A 21083-nucleotide genomic window follows, 5' to 3' on the forward strand; every position below is an offset into this window, starting at 1 on the left:
ATGATCCAAAGATTTACGCTTCTGGTATTCTTGATATTGATAAAAGTTGCTGCCTTTGGGCAGGATGATGTTAAGTATCGTGTAATTCTCTTTGGCGATGCTGGAGAAATGAATCCGGCACAGATGCAGGATCTAAAAAATGCCGCTAAACAGGTAATTCCGAAAAAGACTACGGTTATTTATTTGGGAGATAACATTTATCCTACCGGGATGGGATTACCCGGAAGTTTAGAGGAAGAGGATACCCGTAAGATTCTGAAATCGCAGTTCGAACCGATGAGACAAATGGGGGCTGCAGTTTATTTCATCCCGGGTAACCACGACTGGGATAAATCTGGTCCTAACGGCTTGGCGAAAATTAAAGCACAAGACGATTATTTAAAAGCGCAAGGCGATCCACTTCTTAAATTAATCCCTGATAACGGCTGCCCAGATCCAGTCGCGATTAAATTAACCGATAAGTTAACAATCATTGCTTATGATAGCGAATGGTGGTTGTTTCCGTATAATAAAAGTAACCCGGCAGGTGAGTGTGAGTGCAGAACCAAAGATGAGGTACTGGTACGAATGGAACAACTTCTGGAACAAAATAAAGACAAGGTAATTCTTTTGGCTTCGCATCACCCATTCCAAAGTTATGGGCCCCACGGTGGATATTTTAATTTGCGAAACCACCTGTTCCCACTTACTTCACTCAATAAAAATCTTTTTATTCCACTCCCAGTTTTAGGCTCTATTTATCCCTTGTTAAGGTCAACTTTACTAAGCCCTGAAGATATTAACCATCCTGCTTATAAAGATTTAATCAGATCGGTAAATGGTGTATTCGGAGATTATCCGAATGTAACTTATGTGGCGGGGCACGAGCATGGATTGCAACTTATTAAGAGTAAGCAACTCCAGATTGTGAGCGGTTCTGGGTCGAAGGTATCGCCAAATAAAGAAGGTAGAAATTCACTTTTCCACGAAATGCAACAGGGTTATGTAGTAGCAGACCAGTTGAAAAATAATGATATGCGCTACGAGTTTTACATCTATTCTGATACCTCTGTGAAACGCGTTTATAGCTATACCAAGAAATTTGAAGTATTGCCTGCCAAGATTAGGAACCGCGATAAGCCAATTGCTGCTGACAGTATCTATGTACAAGTAAAACCAGAATACGATAGCGTTGGACGGTTCCATCGGTTTGTATTTGGCGAAAATTACCGGAAAGAATATGCAGCGAAAACCAAAGTTCCTGTACTCAGAATTTCTCAGATGATGGGCGGCTTAAAAGCTACTCAACGCGGTGGCGGCAATCAATCACGTTCGTTAAGGCTCGAAGACAAAGACGGGAAAGAATATGTTTTGCGTAGCGTGGAGAAATTTCCAGAGGTTTTGCTGCCCGAAGGTTTGCGCAATACCTTTGCTAAAGATATCATCAAAGATAACATGTCGGCCCAACATCCTTTTTCGGCTTTGGTTGTACCCGAACTGGCAAAGGCTGCCAAAATTCCACATACCAATCCCATCATTGGCTGGGTATCTCCAGATGATGGATTAGGAGAGTATGAATCTGCATTTGCAAATACCTTGTGTTTGTTTGAAGAACGAGAGCCTGTCGGCGAATCGGACAGTTCGCCGAAAATGGATAAGAAATTAACAGATGATAACGACAATAAGTTGGATGGCCCGGCTTGGGTACGAGCACGGGCTTTAGACGTGTTGCTGGGCGATTGGGATAGGCATGAAGACCAGTGGCGTTGGAAAGAAACCAAAACTAAAGATGGTTCTAATTATGCGCCAGTTCCACGAGACCGGGATCAGGTATTTTTCAGATCCGATGGTTATTTACAGCGCTTTTCACAATCCTCAAGTTTATTGCCTATGATGCAGGGGTACGAAAGACCCATTCAAAACATCAATTGGTTCTTATGGGAGGGAAGGGAGATCAGTAGCCGCTGGACAGCCAATATCACCGAGGAAGAGTTTGATAAAATTGTTAAAGATTTTTGCGCCAACTATAACGAAATGGTTTTTGAGAAAGCTTTAAGAAAGCTGCCAGAACCTAGCTATTCATTGCATCACGATGCATTTATGGCAACACTTAAAGAGCGTATCGCCAGTTTACCAAAAATGATGAACGATTACTACCACTTCTTTAACCGGATTGTAGATATCGAACTCACCAACAAAAATGAGCTTATAAAGATATCAGACAGCGAAAATGATGGCTTGCGGGTTAAAATTAATAAAATATCGAAGGAAGGAAACATCAAACAGGAGTTGTTCGACCGCAAATTCGACCCAAATACTACGAAAGAACTTCGCGTTTACATGCATAATGGCGATGATAGTTTGATGCTCGATAATAAAAACTCGAAAATAAAAATCCGCATTATTGGTGGCAAAGGCGATAAAGTCTACGATTTTGCAAATAGTAATGGTTGGGTAAAACTGTATGGCAGAACCAATAAAGCTACTTACGAGGGTGAAGATCAGTCGAAAATTAATAAGGTAATCTCTAACGATACTGCAAATTTTAGCTACATCCCTAAAGATATGTATGTTAGGCGTTCGTATAATCTAAATGCGGGGTATAACCGAGATGATGGGATTTTATTGGGCTTGGTTTATAAGCAGACCAATCCTGGTTTTCGGAAGCAGCCATGGGGCAATTCGCAAACGGTTTCTTTTCTACACTCATTTTCTACAAGCGCATTTAGGTTTGCCTACAGGGGCGAGTGGTTAAAAGCGTTGGGTAAAGGAGACATTTTGGTAAAGGCCGATGCCTATGCACCCAACAATACCCAAAATTTCTTCGGTTTAGGAAACGATACCCGTTTTAGTGAACGTGGTGATGAAATTCGCTATTACAGAACCCGCTTTAACATTTACCAGGTAGATGCTGCCATCAGGTGGCGTAAACCAAAATCGACTTTCTCATTTGGTCCGTCTTTTCAATACTATAAGTTAGATGCCGATGATAATGATGGAAGATTTATTAGAAGAACAGACCTGTTGCATTCATCTGATAGTTTGACAATAGATAACGAAAAGATGTTTGCCGGTGGAATTATCAATTTTACCAACAATACACGTGATAATGATTTATTACCAACGTTAGGTAGCTACGTCGATTTTAAAGTGCTTGCATACAAAGGTTTAAATAAATATGCTAATGATATTGCCCAGTTTACCGGAAGCGTATCGCTTTATAAAAATTTAGATGGACGCAAAAACTTTGTCCTTGCCGATCGTTTTGGAGGTGGTGTAACCATTGGTAAACCGGCATTTTACCAGGCGTTATACCTTGGCGGACAAGGGAATTTGCAGGGCTATCGCCAGTTTAGATTTGCAGGCGAGCATATGTTTTACAATAACCTAGAACTTAGGGCAAGGCTTGGCGACCTGGTAAGCTATGTACTGCCGGGGCAAGTGGGTTTACTTGGATTTTACGATGTTGGGCGGGTTTGGAAAAGAGACGAAGCTTCACAAACCTGGCACCATGGCGTTGGTGGAGGTGTGTATTTTGCGCCGGCATCACTTACAGTTGTTCGATTTGTAATGGGACATTCATCAGATGGCTGGTATCCGTACCTCTCACTAAATTTTAGGTACTAAATTTGTACAGTATATAAGATGGCTGCTTAAGATTTACCTTAAGCAGACCATTGTTGGTTTAATGAGTTAGTATCTTTGCCTGATCATTAAGTGTTAAAATATTAACCATTAAATTTTATCCTATAGAAAACGTATACAAATGAATACCAACGTAATACAAATACATAAAAACGAATGTATAGGTTGCCAGGTAGAATCTTTCTTATCTTTTAGTCCACTTGTTGCCTATTTAAAAGATAGGTTAAAAACCGAAAAATCTGTCAAGTCTGAATTTTACAGGTTTTTATTGCAGAAAATCGAAAAAGACGATGCTCTTTTGAATAGCATCAGTGCTGAAGAGCTATCGAAGTATAAAGATACATTAGAGCTTATTTTTACCATCTTAACGCCTTTAATGGGTGATGAGGATGATCTTTATTGGGCTTTAAGTACGCCTATCCCAGATCAGATCTTTTTTAGTACCAATGCCTTCTATAAATTTTTTAAAGATCACGATCCTAAAAATAAAGTAACGAAAGATGCAGAGCCTGTAGAGAAAAAACAGCTTAAATTTATTTATAACATCATTCTCGATCGGTTTTATAATTTTAAGTCTGTTTTAAGAAATGAAATTATATATGGACATGTTGATGAGCAAACTAAACTCATTCAATATTACAACATCCAAACCGATACTAAATTTGTCGAGATTAAGCATAAGGGAGATTTGCCTGAACTTAATTTTGAAGAGCTTGGTCAGTACTTTCAGGACGATAATGAACTGGAATACCTCATTGAAAATTTGCCTTTAAACAATTTCCAGTTCGAAGGTTTCAGCATCATCTCCATTACTGATGTAACTTTACACCATGCTATTGATGGTATAAGGGATGCACTCGTTAACCATAATTACCAAACAGAGGCTTATGCCCACGTCATTCAGGCACTAAAAAGCTTAAGTGGAAATGGAAACTTAGAATTTGGTTTAATGCCTTTTCTTACCGTTAATAACAAGTTGGTTTTCGATAATAAGGAGTTTTCACAGAGCATGCTCATCAACTCGGCAAAGGAATCTAACCTCGAAGAAGAGGTCTTTTATTCTTTGGTCGATAAGTATAAAGAGAATCCCAGGGCAATTTTTGTGAGTTCGATCAATGATGATCAAATAAGTAAAGATCCCTTTTTGCGGGTTTTGAAAGCCGCAGGCGTTTGTTCTTATTCGGTTTTGCCTATTTACTACAACATGCAATTGGCTGGTGTTTTAGAGGTTTATTCCAGCAAGGAAGTAGTTGTTGATGATAAGGTATTATCGAGGTTGCGCCCCGCAATGCCTTTAATAGGACAGCTTTTCCAATACAGCATAGAAGAATTTGATGCGAAAATGGATGAAGTGCTGATGGACAAATTTACAGCGCTGCAGCCATCGGTTCAATGGAAATTTAATGAAGCTGTTTGGCGTTTTCTGCAAAAAAGCACCAGCAAAAATAAGCTCAAAGACATTGAAACAGTCACCTTCAAACACATGTACCCGTTGTTCGGGGCCATTGATATTCGTAATTCTACAACAGAACGGAATAGGGCTCTTAAAGACGATTTGAATGTGATGTTGAAAAGTCTGATTGATGCTTTGAAAGCAATTCGAAAATCGGTTAATTTAGAATTGACAAGTAAATTATTGTTCAATTGCAAAGATTGGATTAAGAGAATTGGCAGCTTTGCTTCATCAAACGAAGAAAACCAGTTAAAAGAATTTTTAGAGGTCGAGGTATACCCATTTTTATCGATTATTAAAGGTAACTATCCAGAAACTGCACCTATTGTAGATCAGTATTTCGAGGTAGTTGTTCCAGAAACGGGTGCGGCTTATGCCAATCGTCGCCAGCTGGAAGTGTCCATGCAGTTAATTAACACAGAAGTGAGCCAGTATTTGGAAAAAGCACAGCTTAACTTACAGGCTTCGTATCCATGCTATTTTGCGAAATTTAGAACAGATGGAGTAGAGTATGATATCTACATCGGACAAGAGATAGCACCAGACAAGCCATTTGATTTGCTGTACCTCAAGAACATCAGGTTATGGCAGCTTACATCAATGGTCGAAATTGCCCGCTTATCGCAAAGTTTAATTGGCGAGATGCCAAGGCCACTGGAAACCACACAGCTAATATTTATCCATTCTAATGCCATAGACATTAGTTTTAGAAATGATGAACGCCGTTTCGACGTAGAAGGTGCCTATAACATCCGCTATGAAGTTGTTAAGAAACGTATAGATAAGGTTTTAATTAAAGGAACTGAGGAGCGTTTGACGCAGCCAAATAAAATTTCGATGGTGTACTTCAATCCCGAAGAGGCGAAAGAGTACATGGAGTACATCAAATACTTGCAAGTACAAGGCTTGTTGAATGATGACCTGGAGCAACTTGAACTGGATGAATTGCAAGGTGTTTCAGGATTGAAAGCGCTTCGAGTAGGCGTTCGTTATCTCGAAAATAAAATTGATGCTGATAAAAAACTAAAACCTGGTGAACTGCAGTCAATCGAGAAAGAAATTGCTAAAATGCTACAAAATTAACTAAGGCGATGGGGTATAGGCTCCATCGCTTTTTTTTCTTCCATTAAAAAGATTTTCCTATTCCATATCGGCGCACAAATAGCTTGATTCAGCGAAAACACCTATTTTATTTTCAACTTACCATCCTTAAACAAATCAAATGCAGTTTGATAGTTTGCGATTGCCTCATCTGTAGTAGATTTTGGGAATTTTGCAGGCTTCTGCTCATTTTTGGCCTTATTGTATAGGTAAGTTTCTACTTTCCGCTGCGGACTAAGCATTACCAAACTATCACCTTTCAAATAGCCTAACTTCTGATACGTTCCTAAGAATACACGAGGTTGATAGCTATTATCTAAAACATTTTTACCGTAGAATTCACTTTCGTAATTCCATCCCAATAGGTGCCAGAGCGTTGGAAACAAATCTACCTGCGATGTCATCTTCGAAATTTCCATTACAGGCTTATCTCTCAAATTCAAAATCATGCATGGAATTTGGTATTTCGCTATGTCGATTTCATTTTTGCCCGCACTGCTGGCGCAATGATCTGCAACAATTATTACAACCGTGTTTTCAAACCAGGGCTTGTTTTTTATCTTCTCGATGAACTTACCAATGGCGTAGTCAGTATATTTTACAGCAGCTTCCCTAGACCCGGGTGGTAAATCTATTTTATTTCCAGGGAAAGTATAAGGCCTGTGATTTGAGGTAGTCATGATGAAATCGTTAAACAATTGCTTGTTTTTATACTTCTCATCGGCATCTTTGATAACTACGTTGAAAATATCTTCATCGCAAATGCCCCAGGCGTTTTCGAAAGTCACATTTTGGTCGGCTATCAATGTTCTTGTGCCGGTATACGTTTCGTTTAACAGTTTCCTCCCTCGATCTACAATGTTATAGCTGTTGTTCCCGAAAAAATGATTCATGTTATCAAAATACCCATCCCCACCATAAAAAAAGGTATTGGTATATCCTTTGTCTAAGAATACATGGCCAACAGTAAATAGCCCTTCATTATCCATTCGGCGCACAATGCTGCTGCCTGGCGTAGGCGGAACGGCAAGTGTAAGTGCCTCCATGCCGCGTACGGTTCTCGTTCCCGTGGCATACATATTACTAAAAAAAATACCTTCCTCTGCAAGCGAATCTAATTGTGGGGTAATTTGTTGTTTGTTTCCATAGTGAGCTAAAAAGTCGGCACTTAAACTTTCTACCGTAACCATAATTACGTTGGGCTTGTAAGGGATTTCTGTACTTTTAATATCTCGCAAAATGGTAGAACCAGTTTTAAACATTGTTCCAGGTTCATTTAGCTGTCTTTTTACAATTGTAAAGGCATCATCATTATCAATAAGTTTGTAAAACTCATGGTAATTAAGCTCATTATTTTTAAAAGCAGCAAAAAAGGAATAAATGCCAGCCTTGCCAAGCTCATTTGCATAACGGTTATTTCCTTGTTCTGCTAAATTATTTTTGATAAATGCCACAAAACATAAAGCAATAACGACGATCGATAGTGAAGTTGTTAGCCGATTTTTAAAACTTGTATTAGCATGAAAACTGTTTCGAAAATATTGTAATTTGATGAACACGAAACTAACGCCAAATGCAATTAATAGCATTACTGCAATTAAAATTGGCAGCGGATAAGATTCATTGATATTGTGGATTACCTCATAAGTATAGATTAAATAATCAACAGCGATAAAATTGAATCTACTCTCAAATTCCTGCCAAAATGTAATTTCAGCAAAAAATGAAAACAGGGTAATTAAAACGAAGAAAAAAAACAGTGCTTTGGTTATTCCGTTATTCCATTTACTTCGATTTGCTTTTGCAGGTAACAATAATAAATATACGGCATATATAGAAGTTAACAGCAAAGCTGTACCGAGATCAAACAAAAATCCAATGCCATAAAATCTGAAGATCTCTATCATGCTAAAACTGGCATGTTGCAATGACAAAGCAAAAAGTGCCGACCTTACTAAAAAAGAAGCGATTAAGAAATAGACAATAAAGCTGAAAAGAATAGCATACCTGCTATAAAAAACATTGCGCATTTGATTAGATTTATTGTAGCAAATGTATGATTCAAATCTGAAGAAATGCTGAACTTGTGCGCTACCGCGTAAAAATAAAACCAATAAAAAAAGCTCCTCATGAATTTGAGAAGCTTAGTTTCATTTGTATGCGCAAGCTTTTCCTATTTTCTGGCTGCGATTTCCTCCTCGAGCGCTAAAGTTTCTATGGAACTGATGTTAGTCTTTAACGCAGCAAACCGCTCAATAGTTAACTTGGGTGTCGAGCTCATAATTAAGGTATGGCTATCTGTAGAACCGCTAAGTTTCAGATCGGCGTGATCTTTAATTACAGTATACAGGCCTTCAGTACTGCAATTTATAGCAGCGTGTGCATTACCTTTTAAAAATAGCTGTAGGTATTTAGCGTTCAATCTTCCCGCTGTATTAACCACAGCATTATCTGATGCTTCAATTCTGTAGATATCATTCACGTAAATCACAACCTTAGTTATTTCATTATCTAATGAGGTAATTTTGAGTAAATCGCCATCTTGCATAATTCTCGCTGTTCCAAAATTGTCTTCCGCGTAGGTAACCCCCGGTGTCGATCGCTGAATCAGAGTTACTTCTATATTTCCTTTGATGGTGATTCTTCTAAAGTTGTTCACCGCAGATGTTTTAACCGGTTCAGGTTGCAGCGTAGAAGCAGAAGAACACAGCGATGAGGTGGCCAATACAATTGCAGTAAGAGATGTTGCGATTAGGGTTTTGATTGAGGTTTTCATAATGTTTTCGGTTTTAATTATCAAACTAATTGACAATCAGTTTAATTGATTTTGTTTTTTAAGTAAGACGACGGCATGCAGAAAACGTTGCAGCGAGTTACCCGCTTTTATACCATCTTGATATCTTACTCGACAAACAGCGGAAAGACCAAGACAAACAGATGAAACTTTTTAAGCGTTGTGTAAAATAAATCAAGCTTAGATATTAAAATTGTTCTTTTTATTATATTTAAAACTTATTTCGAAATATTTTATGAAGAAAAAGGTCGTACTTGTTCAGGATAATAAGGATATCCTAGATATAATGGATCAAGTATTAGAGGATGAAGGATTTGACGTTACTGCGTCACTAACAACCGAGCCTATCGAAAAAATCGATGAAATTGATCCCGACGTAGTGATTGTTGATGATCACATTAAAGGATCGAAAAAGGGTTCTGAAGTTATAAAAGAATTAAAATCCGATCCGGAAACTGAAGATGTTGCCGCGGTATTAACCTCTACATCTAATAAACTGCCAGAGCAGGCTAAAGATTGCAAAGCCGATGATTATATCGAAAAACCATTCGATATCGACCACATGGTAGAGGTAGTTAAGAAGAATGCCTAACTACCTGTTTAAAGTAGGTTCGTAAGTATCTGTATTTACGGTAGCCTTTAGTTCGTGCAAAATTTGATACAAGCCAAAATTTGTGCGGTTTACATAAATAAAATGTTTTACACCCCTGGCTTGTTTAAATTCAGGCATTTTCGAAATTTTCTCACCATAAGCATATAATTGCTCGAAAAATTCTGGCTTGGAAAAATCGAAAACTTTACTGGTATATGGTTTGGCAAAAAGGCTAATCATTTCTTTATATGCCTTATAATAAAACTCAATCTGTTCTTCGGTATCATCTGCATGAATCATATCGAGCTTTCTAAAAGCATCTATGGTTTTGGTTTTATCATTTACCACGTCGGTAGAAATTAACGAGAAGAATGGATAGTAAAAATCATTCGGCATCTCTTTAATACAACCAAAATCGATAACGCCCAAATCCTCATTAGGGGTAACCATAAAATTGCCAGGATGTGGGTCAGCATGTACAGCCCTTAGCTCGTGCTGTTGGAAATTGTAGAAATCCCAAAGTGCCTGACCAATTTTATTACGGAGTTCCTGGGATGGATTAGTCTTTAAAAATTCTTTCAGGTGTAGCCCCTCCAGCCAGTCCATTGTTATAATCCGCTTGCCAGACAATTCCGGGTAGTATTTCGGGAAAACAACATGGTCTAGGTTTTTGCAATCCTCAGAAAACTGGATAGATCTTTTTACTTCAAGTTCATAATCGGTTTCTTCCAGTAAACGTTCTTCAACTTCCTTAATGTAAATATTTAATTCTCGCTCACTCATCCCCAGTAACCGAAATGCAAAAGGCTTTACTAACTTTAGATCAGAAGAAATACTATCGCCAACACCAGGGTATTGAATTTTAATAGCCAATTTTTTTCCATCTAAAGTTGCCTGGTGAACCTGTCCGATAGATGCGGCGTTGCTGGATGTTAAATTAAAAGTATCAAAAATCTGTTCTGGCGTTTTGCCAAAATTCTTGGTAAACGTTCTTACAATAAGTGGACCCGAAAGCGGTGGCGCATTATATTGCGATTGACTAAATTTATCTACATAAGATTTTGGCAAAATATTTTTATCCATGCTAAGCATCTGAGCAATTTTTAAGGCACTACCCTTAAGTTCGCTTAGCGATTTGTAAATATCTGTAGCATTATCTTCATTAAGTTGTGCCCGATCCATTTCAGGGTTGAACAACTTTTTTGAATAGTGTTTAATATAGTTGCCGCCAATTTGAAAACCTGTTTTAACAAATTTTGCAGAGCGCTCAACTTTTGTAGTTGGAATACTTTCTTGTGCTTTCATAGATGATTAAAATCCCATCTTTTCTTTAAACTTTCCGTTTCTTGATAAAAACTTCCCGTAATCAATTAAATTGTCTAATGGAGAGTGCTGAAAAAGATCAAAGGTTACATTAATGCCTTTTTCAATGGCTTCATCACTTTTTTCAAACGCTTCACTCTCATCATTCACCCAAAAATTTAAGATGAATGCAAACTGAATCCAAAGTGCATCTTTATACCGTTTGGTAAGAAATTTCCTATCAGCCAATTCTCCATTCTCTAAACCTTCATCAATTATTTCTTGTGAAAAGTTTTCGAATATTGGCTTTACGCCAGAAAGGACACTGGGCATAGAAAATTTTCCTTGTTCTTTCTTCAAGCTATAAATAACGAAACTGCGCTCGCTCTTCAAATGCTCTAAGTAGCTGTAGAAAAACGAAAGCATTTTTTCTCTCGATGAATATTGAAGCCAAACCTCCTGATCTTTAATTCTGGAAATCGTTTCGAAGGTAAGTTCAAACCAGATGGTTTTTTCGATACGCTCGAATGATGAGAAAAACTGATAGAAATCAGCTTCGGTAATTTTAAGTTTTTTCACAAAGCTATATACCGACTTTGGTCTTTCATCGTGTGTTAAAACATAATCGATATAAGCTTTTCTAATTTGTTGAGCAGTGGCCATATATAATTACTTTTTACAATAGTAACGTATAATTGATTTCATTGTTCTATAATCATTTAATTCTTAATCACAATTTTGTAATAAATGCTTTCATAATATTTGAAAGTTACTTTATTGCCTAAAATATTTAGTTATTGCAATGAAGATATTCAACTATTTTAATAGCTAAAACTAAAAAAATTAGTATTATTGTGATTCATTAATCCCGTCACTTATGATTCAGCTAAACGATTTTTTATATGGTAATATGGTATTCCCTAAAGTTTTCGAAGAACTTTTGGAGACTGATGCATTGAAACGTTTAGCTGGCATTCATCAGAGTGGCGCTATCTATCTTGTAAACCCCGATCTTTGCCATTCAAGACTAGAGCATGCAATTGGCGTAACGATGCTAATCAAAAAACTTGGTGGTTCGGAACTAGAACAGATTGCTGGATTAGTGCATGATATCTCACATACGGCTTTTTCTCATGTAGGCGATTATGTGTTTGATTACGATGGTGAAGATTATCACGAGAAAATTTTTGCCGAGGTAATCTACAATTCAGAAATTCCAAATGTTTTGCTCCGATACGGTTACGATGTCAATCAAATCCTTTATGGCAATTTCAAAATCTTAGAACAGCCAATCCCGTCTTTATGTGCAGATAGATTAGATTATACACTGAGAGACGGTATACATGCTGGGATTATTACGCGGCAAAAAGCCCGGGAATTTTTAAATTCGGTTGTGCTAAACAACGGCATAATCGCGGTAAATAGCACAGCAGATGCCGACTGGATTAATATGGTATTCCAGAAATTAAATAAAGAAGTCTTCAAACTTCCGTTACATTTATATGCTAACGGACAAATGGCTGAACTTATTAGGAATTTTTTGGCAAAAGGTTTACTGGAAGAAAGCGATATGTTAAAAACAGATACTTTATTGTTGAACAAAATCAGAACCACATATGCAGGTTATGAGGCAATTAAGTCTATAAAACAGCTTAAAGGTTTTGCAAATTACATGCGTTTTGGGGTTGTTCCAAAGATCAAAACTCGGTCGCTTAAAGCATTGGTTGTTTAAATAAAACACAACTTATTCATCTTTACTAAACTTAATTGTATTTATTGATGTATATTGTTTAAAATAAATATAGAGATGTCTGCAATAGAAATTATTTTAATAGGAGTTGTTATATTATTAATTTTTGGAGGGAAAAAGCTGCCAGAATTAATGCGTGGAATAGGACGAAGTGTAAAAGAATTTAAAGAGGCTAAGGATGAGCCTGTAAAGAAATAAGTTCAAACTGTTCAATGATCCTGATGGTAGGCATGCCCTAAACTTTTTATAGCGGGTTTTGTTATTCTATAAAGATAACGTTATGCCACAGCCCCAGGAAAACAACAACCGCAAATTAGATCAGGAAAAATCAGTAGATGGAATGGATAACTGGAATAATCGCCTGGATGAAAATTTGGAAGAGAAAGATCAGAATGATCCGTTAGCAGATAAAAAAGCTAAAAATTTTTCAGAGCATTTGGACGGTGAAGATACCTCAGAGGAGAAGGGAGATTGATTTTTATACGCTGACGGAATTTGATTACATCACTTACCGATATTTTGCATATTAACTATGTGATCTAAGAATATTAAGTATCCTAAGTTTTTACTCCGTTAATTTCCAGATCGATCTGATCAGTTTTTTAAATATTGATCTCAATTATATCAACAACTTAAACTGGTCTAGCCTACATTGCGTTTAAGATCGAGATTGTTGCTGAAAGTGAATTAGTTGCACATTAATGTGCCGTTTTAAGCTAAAAAATAGCCCATTAAGTTTTTTAGGTTCGATGGCAGCTTCCGAAAGTTCGCAATCGTTCAAATGTATATCAAGATATTTTATTTTGTGTAATTCTTTACATCAAGTACCCATTATATTACACGAAAGTCGGTATTTCTATTGATACAATTTGCTAATTTTTGCAAATCAGTTTTCGTTGTGTGCTTTTAATAGTATATTGCATACCAATTTTAATGGGAAATGAACGGTCAGTTTAAATTAGGCGCAAAATAATGAAAAGGGGTTTTTTAATAGCTGCGATCATTTTTTTCTCCTTTTTTTTGCGTGCTTATTCACAGAATGTATCTAATGAAGGTACAAACTTCTGGGCAGTTTTTCCGACCCATGTTCCAAGCCAAAATAACTTGGCACAGCTTGCCGTTTTTGTTACTTCAAAATTTAATACTGAAGTTACAGTTAGCTGTGGATCTTATTCGCAAATGAAGGCAATTCCGGCTAATACTGCAGTGCAGTTTGATATTCCCCGGGCGAATGCCCATATCGAAGATGCCGAATCAAACCAATTATTGAGCAATAGAGGTATTCACATCAAAGTAACAGATGGTATGCCCAAAGTTTCGGCTTACGCACATATTTTTGGCCGAGCCCGTTCTGCGGCTTCATTAATTCTACCATTCGAAACTTTAGGTCAGACGTATTATTCCATGAATTATACGCAGACACCAGGTGGTAAAAATTACATGGTGTTAATGGCAGTAGAAGATAATACTAGTATCTTAATACATGAGAAAGACGGTGGCGTGATTCCAATCACGTTAGATAGAGCAGGTGATGTATACGAATATATGTCTGGTTCATCAGACTTAACTGGTGTTTATGCCGAGACCGATCCCGCTAAATCATCCTGTAAAAGGTTTTCGGCTTTTTCAGGTTCGTCTACCATCAGTATCGGATGCTTAACATCGCTAGACCCACTTTATCAGCAACTTTATCCAACCGTGAGCTGGGGAAGAAACTATGGCGTTGTACCCATTAAAGATCGGCGTTGTATCATTCGTATTGTTGCCCAGGAAAATAATACTAAGGTTACATACAATGGTCTTACATTTACGCTTAACAAAGGAGAATATCACGAAAGTGGCTTCATAACACTATCTACTTTTATAACTGCCGATAAACTAATCAGTGTGGCACAGTTTTCTCTAACGCAAGCTTGCTCATCTGCTAGCGGAGGTACAGTCATCGGCGATCCGGAGATGGTAATTTTAAATCCGGTTGAATTTAGTATAAAATCGGTTACGGTCTTTTCTTCAGACCTTGAGTCTATTGCTGTAAAGTACATTAACGTATTAATCCGTACAAATAAAGCCAGTACTTTTAAGATTAATAACATCACTCCGTCGGTAACATGGACGCCCCTCGTGGGTAATAGCACCTATTCTTACGCACAAATACAGGTGTTTGATAAAAGCTTAACATTGACAGCAGATGATGGGTTTAATGCTACTGCATATGGATTTGGTTCGGTTGAGTCTTATGCTTACTCCGCAGGGACAAATTTGTCATCGAACAATTATTTAACGGTTGTAAATGAAGTAAGAAATGAAGAAAGCCCTAACGGTTGCATCGGACAGGCGCTTGACTTTAAGATAAACTTGCCATATCAGCCAGATCGTATCATCTGGACGCTAGACGGCGGTGTGCCAGAGGTTGTGAACAATCCTGTTCCGGAAGTGAAGAATAATAATGGTCAAACCATTTACGTATATAGCTATCCTGTTAAGAAGACTTATACTGTTACGGGCGAATATCATTTGGAAGTTGTTGCACATGTACCAGCAAGCGCAACCAACTGCACAACCGGCGATTTGACTACCAATTATGTGTTCAATATTTTTGAATTGCCAGTCGCCGATTTTAAAGCTCAATTAAATAGTTGTGCAGAATCTGAAGTTCTTTTCACCGATAATAGCGACCCAAAAACAAGCGAATTTTCTATTACCGATTGGTTTTGGGACTTTAAAGATGGCACTACTTCTGCCGAAGAAGCACCAAAGCATCAGTTTAAAGAGGAAGGAATTTACAAAGTTGCTCTGTTTGTAAAAGCGGGCACAGGCTGTTATTCAGAAGTTGTAGAAAAAGAAATAGAAATTTATCCACTTCCGGTTTCGAATTTCTTTGCGCCAAAAGAAACATGTGTCAATACTGAATTTGACTTAAAAGATCTATCTACCATAAGCAACAATTTATCAGTAAACAGTATAAAGGCTTGGAGATGGGAATTTGGTGATGGTACACCCGCATCGAATGAGCAAAACCCCAAACATACCTATAGCAAAGCAGGCACTTATACCATTAAGTTAGTAACCACTTCCAGCCGTGATTGTGTAAGTAAAGAAAAAACTTTTGATATTGTGGTAACCGAATTGCCAACGGCCAATTTTACGCTTCCGGATATTTGTTTAACAGATGCAGTAGCCACCTTCACCAACACCGCGAAGGATGTTTCTGGAGGTACTGCAGGGTTAACATACTTATGGGATTTTGGCGATAGGTATCTTTCTGGCGCAAACTTAAGTAAAAACACTTCTACTGATGTGAACGGTGTCCATACCTATACCGTTGCAGACAACTACCAGGTAAAGCTAACAATTACCAATGCGAATGGATGTGTCGCATTCATTCAAAAAACTTTTACTGTAAATGGTTCGGTACCTAAGGCAAATTTCGAGGTAATAGCAGGAAATACCCTTTGTAGCAGTGCCGCTGTGAGTATCAAAAATACCTCTATAGTAGACTTTGGTAAAGTAGTCAAGATTGAAGTCTACAAAGACTTATTGAACGAGCCAGAAAACTTCCAGACTTTCGAATATCCCATTCCCGATCAAATAGATTTGGTTTACACACCATTTGGCCTACCTGCTACAAAAGATTTTCAGGTAAAAATTGTAGCTTATTCTGGCAGTAAATGTGTCGATTTTATCGTGAAAACGGTAACGGTAGAAGCTTCACCAAGTTTAGTAGCTGATGAAATATTGCCTGTTTGCCAGAATGATGGTACCGTTCAATTGAATCAGTTTAGGGAAACATCAGGTATTCCAGGTACGGATTTATATACAAGTGATGGCGCAGGCATGGGGCAAAGCGGCATCTTTAACCCAAAAGCAGCAGGCGTTGGTACGCACACTATTACCTATACATTTAATGCAGATAATGGTTGTACAGCTTCTATTACTAAAACCATTTTGGTTAATCAATCACCCATAGTGGATGCAGGTACTGTTGTTTATATGCTTGCTGGTGGGGAAGTAACAATTCCTGCTGTTGCTGAAGGAAATGGATTATCCTATCAGTGGACACCTTCTATAAGTTTAAGTAGCGATAAAGTTTTAAATCCTATAGCAAGCCCAGACCAAGACACCCAATACACACTTACCGTAACAACCAATCCTGATGGTTGTCAGGCGGTTTCTACGGTAATGGTTAAGGTTTTGGAGGTGCTTAATCCTCCAAACACCTTTACACCAAATGGCGACAATTTTAATGATGTTTGGAACATCAAATATTTAGACACTTATCCAAATGCTACGGTAGAAATTTTCAACCGAAATGGAAACAGGGTTTTTTATAGCAATGGCTACAAAAATCCTTTCGACGGTAATTTTCAAAACGAGCCACTACCTGTGGGCGTTTATTATTATATTATCGATCCAAAAAACGGAAGAAAAAAAGTAACTGGCCCACTCACCATAATCAGATAACTCTTGAAAAATTACATCCTTATATTGTTAATAATAATTTCTACGTCTGTATTTTCACAGCAGAAACCTCAGTATACGCAGTATATTTTTAATCAATACCTACTTAATCCAGCACTTTCGGGTATAGAGAATTATATCGATTTTAAAACAGGGTATCGTAAACAATGGTCTGGCATAACGGATGCACCACAAACATCTTTCGTTTCTGCAAACTGGGCGCTTGGCGATAATCAGCTTTGGAGTAATGCCTTAACCGCATTTCCAGAACAAACAGGTAATCCTATGGATAGGAATTATATGCAAAATTACACCTCATCGCCACCACACCATGGCATGGGCGTAACCGCAGTGCTTGATAAAACTGGGCCAATTAAGCGTTTGGATGCGAACCTTACCTATGCATACCACATACAACTTAGCAATACTTTTAACCTTTCGGCAGGTATAGCAGCAGGCATCTCGAGCATCTCTTTAGATGTTAATGCACTAACGTTCGATACGCCTTCAGACCCCGCACTTAGCAGGGCTTTAATAAACCAGGTGAAGCCAGATTTGAGTGTAGGACTTTGGCTTTATGGCGCACGTGTGTTTGCGGGTGTATCGGCACAGCAAATCCTTCCTCAAACATTAAGCTTCTCTGCAGACGAAAGCTATAACAAAGGAAAACAAGTTCCTCATTTCTTTGCCACCGCGGGTTATAAGTTTTTTATTGATGATGAAATTGCCGCTATACCTTCTGTTATGGTTAAGTATGTAGAACCATCACCGGTATCGGTAGATTTAAATATGAAAGTTGCTTTTAAGGATAAGGTATGGCTGGGTGGAAGCTACCGCAAAGACGATTCCTTTTCGGCAATGGCAGGCTTCAATATCGGCAAGGTTGTTAACTTAACCTATTCTTACGATTTTACCACCTCAACGCTCAATCAGGTAAGTAATGGTAGCCACGAAATAGTTTTGGGTTTATTGCTTAATAACATCTACAAAGTACCTTCGTATATTAAGATGTGGTAGGAAGGCCAATTACAGGGGTTAAAAATTTGCGAAGCGTTTAAAGCTCTTTTCTCAAACGAGCTACCGGAATATTCATTTGCTCCCGGTATTTAGCTACGGTTCTCCTGGCAATGTTGTATCCCCTGTCTTTCAAAATTTCGGTCAATTTCTCATCTGCCAGTGGTTTGCGTTTATCCTCATTCCCAATACAATCTTCCAGAATTTTCTTTACTTCTTTGTTAGATACTTCTTCTCCATTCTCTGTTTGGATTGCTTCCGAGAAAAATGATTTAAGCAAAAAAGTACCAAATTCGGTTTGTACGTATTTAGAATTAGCGACTCTGGAAACGGTAGAGATGTCCATGTCAATTCTGTCAGCAATATCCTTCAAAATCATCGGGCGCATTTTTCGCTCATCGGCTGTTAAAAAATACTCATACTGATAATGCATAATAGCATTCATGGTTTTTAAAAGGGTTTGTTGCCTTTGTTTAATGGCATCTATAAACCACTTTGCAGAATCGAGTTTTTGCTTAACAAATTGTACCGCTTCTTTAAGTTTTTTGTCTTTTGATGAGGCTTTGTCATAGTGTTCGAACATTTCCTGGTACGAACGGCTAACCTTTAATTCCGGGGCATTTTTAGAATTCAATGTCAGAATTAGAACACCATCATTATTGCTGATGTGAAAATCAGGAATAATTTGCATTTGTTTGGTTGTTACCTGATTGGCATCTCCTGGTTTGGGATTCAGGCGGAGAATCTCGTTGACAACTTCTTTTAGCTCTTCGCTATCGAGTCCTAAACTTTTCTCCAGCTTATCATAATGCTTCCTGGTAAATTCATCCAGAAAATTTTCAACCACGTTCATTGCCTTTACAATAATAGGGTTGTTAGGATCTTTTCTTTTCAGTTGAATCAGAAGACATTCCTTTAGATCGCGTGCGCCGATGCCTGGAGGATCAAAACTTTGGATCAATTTTAACATCTCCAAAACATCTTCCTCCTCAACCATTACATTTTGAGAGAAAGCCAAATCATCAATCATAGATCCTAGCGGACGGCGTAAATAACCATCGTCATCTAAACTGCCAATAATCTGTTTGCCCACAATGAAATCCTGGTCGGAGAGGGGAACCAGATCCAACTGCTCTTGTAAGCTCTCGAAGAAAGTACTTTCTATCGCAATCGGGGTTTCCTTCTTCTCCTCATCATCATCGCCGTTATTATAATTTGTGCTGTAGTCGTTAGTATTGTCGTCCTGGAGGTAATCATCCACGTTAAACTCATCCATACTGGTATCTTCAGAGGGGCCTTCAAATTCTTCAGGTCCTTCGTTTAGATCGTCATATTCACCTTTTGGTTCTTCTTGAGTCATCAAGCTGGGATCTTCCAAAGCGGGATTATCTTCTAGCTCTTCTTTAATGCGGGTATCTAAAGCAACGGTAGGCACTTGCAACAACTTTATAAATTGAATCTGCTGAGGAGATAATTTCTGCAGTAGTTTTTGTTGTAAATGTTGCTTTAGCATAGTATGATATCAAGAATTGAAGCAAAAATAAACAAATCATTTCAGATATCGCTAGAATACCGTTAAATGGAATTTACTTGCCGTTTAAATTATTTGCTAAACGTTTGTATTAACTCTAATGTTTGTTATTTTCGTAAACAAATAAACTAAACTTAAAATTATGGGCTTTATTAAGGAATTTAAGGATTTCGCAGTCAAGGGGAATGTTCTCGATTTGGCTGTGGGTGTAATTATTGGTGCCGCTTTCGGTAAAATCGTAAGTTCACTGGTAGAAGATATCATTACGCCGGCCGTGCTTGGTCCAGCATTAAAGGCTGCTGGTCTGGAAGATTTGAGTAAGCTTACTATTGCAGGCACTGCAATTAAATATGGCAATTTTTTATCACAAGTAATATCCTTTGCTATTGTTGCATTTGTTCTATTCCTTATAATAAAGGGTGCCAATAATTTAAAGAAAAAGGAAGTTGCGGCTCCTGCGCCACCTGCACCACCAACCAAAGAAGAAATACTGTTATCAGAAATCAGAGATCTGCTAAAAGCAAGAGCATAAGAAATAAAAAATCCGCAATTTATTGCGGATTTTTTATTTAATAACTTCTTTTAACCCTAGGGTCGGTGATAATTATATAATCGCCCAATGCAATGAATTTCGTCCAATCAGGTTTTTCAAATTGCTCATCATAAAAAGTAGAAATATTAAGTATGCTGGTTTTTGGCAGATATTGTTTCAATTTAGCTAACGTGCCAAGTTTTTCATCGCTATGGAAACGCCCATTAAGTTGAAACACCTTCACACCTTTATGAGCGGTTAAAAATTTAGCGATAGACCAAGCCATACTCGCATCCCAGAAATTTTGTGCCTGGTAAACTTTCATGGTACCCATACCATGCCCACCCAGCAGGCTGTTAAACTTTTCATAGTAGCGCCCGGTAGCGGTATCAATAGGGAGAGGCGGCAAATTTGCATGAGATGATTTTGGGAAGTCCTTTAATGCCCCTAATCCGCCCTTAGTTACTGCATTGCTATACCTACCGGCGCCATTGGCAGCAATAACAGGTAATTTATTGGTTTTAGCGTATTCTACCACATCGCTATAATCCTGGTAATTTGACCACGCCCGACCTTCCTTGATTAAATTTGCTTTAGAGATTACGCCGGCTAAATACTCATCGACAACTCCTTGCACATCCGTTTGGAACATTTCCATACTGGCCGCAACTTTATATGGATACTTTTCATTCAATTTTTTAAAAATTTCCAATTCCAGTTGGTGCCCTACGGCATCATTGTGTTCTTCTCCGAAAAATAGTACATCAACATTTTTCATGTCGGTAACGATATCATCAATCGTAACCATTTGCTGCTTTCTTACGTCGTAAATTTTATAACGCTTGTTTATATCCTGCGCTTTTAGGCCAATAGATAACAATAATGAGCAAATAATAATACAACATTTCATTCCTCAAAATAAAGAAAAATAT

15 protein-coding genes are annotated in these 21083 nt (G+C 37.9%); 9 read left to right on the forward strand and 6 right to left on the reverse strand.

Annotation, left to right across the window (positions count from 1 at the left end; translation table 11 throughout):
* Complete coding sequence (locus OQ268_RS10605) at nt 1-3606, forward strand: BamA/TamA family outer membrane protein (RefSeq protein ID WP_265856100.1); 3606 nt, start codon at nt 1-3, stop codon at nt 3604-3606.
* Nucleotides 3607-3745: 139 nt separating this feature from the next.
* Entirely contained in the window at nt 3746-6160 is a 2415-nt protein-coding gene (locus OQ268_RS10610) for a GAF domain-containing protein (protein WP_265856101.1), read from the forward strand.
* A gap of 101 nt (nt 6161-6261) precedes the next feature.
* On the opposite strand, the gene OQ268_RS10615 is transcribed toward OQ268_RS10610, so the two are convergent.
* Both OQ268_RS10615 and OQ268_RS10620 read right to left on the reverse strand, forming a co-directional pair.
* Nucleotides 6262-8208 carry an LTA synthase family protein gene (locus OQ268_RS10615; RefSeq protein ID WP_265856102.1) on the reverse strand — a complete coding sequence of 649 codons (1947 nt, stop codon included), beginning with the start codon at nt 8206-8208 and terminating at the stop codon, nt 6262-6264.
* A 143-nt stretch (nt 8209-8351) separates the two neighbouring features.
* A complete protein-coding gene (locus tag OQ268_RS10620; protein WP_265856103.1) occupies nt 8352-8954 on the reverse strand; it encodes a GIN domain-containing protein in 603 nt (200 codons plus the stop codon).
* Nucleotides 8955-9207: 253 nt separating this feature from the next.
* Here OQ268_RS10620 and OQ268_RS10625 point away from each other — a divergent pair, with 253 nt between their 5' ends.
* On the forward strand, nt 9208-9564 hold the full coding sequence (locus OQ268_RS10625; RefSeq protein ID WP_265856104.1) for a response regulator: 357 nt from the start codon (nt 9208-9210) through the stop codon (nt 9562-9564).
* Here the strand turns inward: OQ268_RS10625 and OQ268_RS10630 are convergent, their stop codons facing one another.
* Together OQ268_RS10630 and OQ268_RS10635 are read right to left on the reverse strand one after the other, a co-directional pair.
* On the reverse strand, nt 9565-10869 hold the full coding sequence (locus OQ268_RS10630) for an ABC1 kinase family protein (RefSeq protein WP_265856105.1): 1305 nt from the start codon (nt 10867-10869) through the stop codon (nt 9565-9567).
* A gap of 6 nt (nt 10870-10875) precedes the next feature.
* Nucleotides 10876-11529, reverse strand: a complete 654-nt coding sequence (locus OQ268_RS10635; protein ID WP_265856106.1) for a TetR family transcriptional regulator C-terminal domain-containing protein — start codon at nt 11527-11529, stop codon at nt 10876-10878.
* A 214-nt stretch (nt 11530-11743) separates the two neighbouring features.
* Between OQ268_RS10635 and OQ268_RS10640 the strand changes: the two genes are divergently transcribed.
* From OQ268_RS10640 to OQ268_RS10660, 5 genes are all read left to right on the forward strand, one after another.
* Nucleotides 11744-12598, forward strand: a complete 855-nt coding sequence (locus OQ268_RS10640; protein WP_265856107.1) for an HD domain-containing protein — start codon at nt 11744-11746, stop codon at nt 12596-12598.
* A 75-nt stretch (nt 12599-12673) separates the two neighbouring features.
* The gene (gene tatA / locus OQ268_RS10645; RefSeq protein ID WP_154281610.1) at nt 12674-12814 is read left to right on the forward strand and encodes a twin-arginine translocase TatA/TatE family subunit; all 141 of its coding nucleotides are present in this window, start codon (nt 12674-12676) and stop codon (nt 12812-12814) included.
* Between the two features lie 82 nt (nt 12815-12896).
* Nucleotides 12897-13091, forward strand: a complete 195-nt coding sequence (locus tag OQ268_RS10650; RefSeq protein ID WP_265856108.1) for a hypothetical protein — start codon at nt 12897-12899, stop codon at nt 13089-13091.
* A gap of 497 nt (nt 13092-13588) precedes the next feature.
* Nucleotides 13589-17077, forward strand: coding sequence for a PKD domain-containing protein (locus OQ268_RS10655; RefSeq protein ID WP_322973986.1), 3489 nt, complete (start codon nt 13589-13591; stop codon nt 17075-17077).
* A 3-nt stretch (nt 17078-17080) separates the two neighbouring features.
* Nucleotides 17081-18091, forward strand: coding sequence for a PorP/SprF family type IX secretion system membrane protein (locus tag OQ268_RS10660; protein WP_265856109.1), 1011 nt, complete (start codon nt 17081-17083; stop codon nt 18089-18091).
* 37 nt (nt 18092-18128) lie between these two features.
* Here the strand turns inward: OQ268_RS10660 and rpoN are convergent, their stop codons facing one another.
* Nucleotides 18129-19601, reverse strand: a complete 1473-nt coding sequence (gene rpoN, locus OQ268_RS10665) for an RNA polymerase factor sigma-54 (RefSeq protein ID WP_265856110.1) — start codon at nt 19599-19601, stop codon at nt 18129-18131.
* Nucleotides 19602-19761: 160 nt separating this feature from the next.
* Here rpoN and mscL point away from each other — a divergent pair, with 160 nt between their 5' ends.
* Complete coding sequence (gene mscL, locus OQ268_RS10670; protein ID WP_265856111.1) at nt 19762-20151, forward strand: large-conductance mechanosensitive channel protein MscL; 390 nt, start codon at nt 19762-19764, stop codon at nt 20149-20151.
* A gap of 37 nt (nt 20152-20188) precedes the next feature.
* On the opposite strand, the gene OQ268_RS10675 is transcribed toward mscL, so the two are convergent.
* On the reverse strand, nt 20189-21061 hold the full coding sequence (locus tag OQ268_RS10675; protein ID WP_265856112.1) for a ChaN family lipoprotein: 873 nt from the start codon (nt 21059-21061) through the stop codon (nt 20189-20191).
* Nucleotides 21062-21083: the final 22 nt, after the last annotated feature.

It is taken from the genome of Pedobacter sandarakinus (assembly GCF_026240095.1).
Classification (GTDB): Bacteria; Bacteroidota; Bacteroidia; order Sphingobacteriales; family Sphingobacteriaceae; genus Pedobacter; species Pedobacter sandarakinus.

Excerpts from the sequence above, each read along its gene's own strand:
- OQ268_RS10605 (WP_265856100.1), top strand. The coding sequence starts at position 1 with ATGATCCAAAGATTTACGCTTCTGGTATTCTTGATATTGATAAAAGTT.
- OQ268_RS10610 (WP_265856101.1), top strand. The coding sequence starts at position 3,746 with ATGAATACCAACGTAATACAAATACATAAAAACGAATGTATAGGTTGC.
- OQ268_RS10615 (WP_265856102.1), bottom strand. The coding sequence starts at position 8,208 with ATGCGCAATGTTTTTTATAGCAGGTATGCTATTCTTTTCAGCTTTATT.
- OQ268_RS10620 (WP_265856103.1), bottom strand. The coding sequence starts at position 8,954 with ATGAAAACCTCAATCAAAACCCTAATCGCAACATCTCTTACTGCAATT.
- OQ268_RS10625 (WP_265856104.1), top strand. The coding sequence starts at position 9,208 with ATGAAGAAAAAGGTCGTACTTGTTCAGGATAATAAGGATATCCTAGAT.
- OQ268_RS10630 (WP_265856105.1), bottom strand. The coding sequence starts at position 10,869 with ATGAAAGCACAAGAAAGTATTCCAACTACAAAAGTTGAGCGCTCTGCA.
- OQ268_RS10635 (WP_265856106.1), bottom strand. The coding sequence starts at position 11,529 with ATGGCCACTGCTCAACAAATTAGAAAAGCTTATATCGATTATGTTTTA.
- OQ268_RS10640 (WP_265856107.1), top strand. The coding sequence starts at position 11,744 with ATGATTCAGCTAAACGATTTTTTATATGGTAATATGGTATTCCCTAAA.
- tatA (WP_154281610.1), top strand. The coding sequence starts at position 12,674 with ATGTCTGCAATAGAAATTATTTTAATAGGAGTTGTTATATTATTAATT.
- OQ268_RS10650 (WP_265856108.1), top strand. The coding sequence starts at position 12,897 with ATGCCACAGCCCCAGGAAAACAACAACCGCAAATTAGATCAGGAAAAA.
- OQ268_RS10655 (WP_322973986.1), top strand. The coding sequence starts at position 13,589 with ATGAAAAGGGGTTTTTTAATAGCTGCGATCATTTTTTTCTCCTTTTTT.
- rpoN (WP_265856110.1), bottom strand. The coding sequence starts at position 19,601 with ATGCTAAAGCAACATTTACAACAAAAACTACTGCAGAAATTATCTCCT.
- mscL (WP_265856111.1), top strand. The coding sequence starts at position 19,762 with ATGGGCTTTATTAAGGAATTTAAGGATTTCGCAGTCAAGGGGAATGTT.
- OQ268_RS10675 (WP_265856112.1), bottom strand. The coding sequence starts at position 21,061 with ATGAAATGTTGTATTATTATTTGCTCATTATTGTTATCTATTGGCCTA.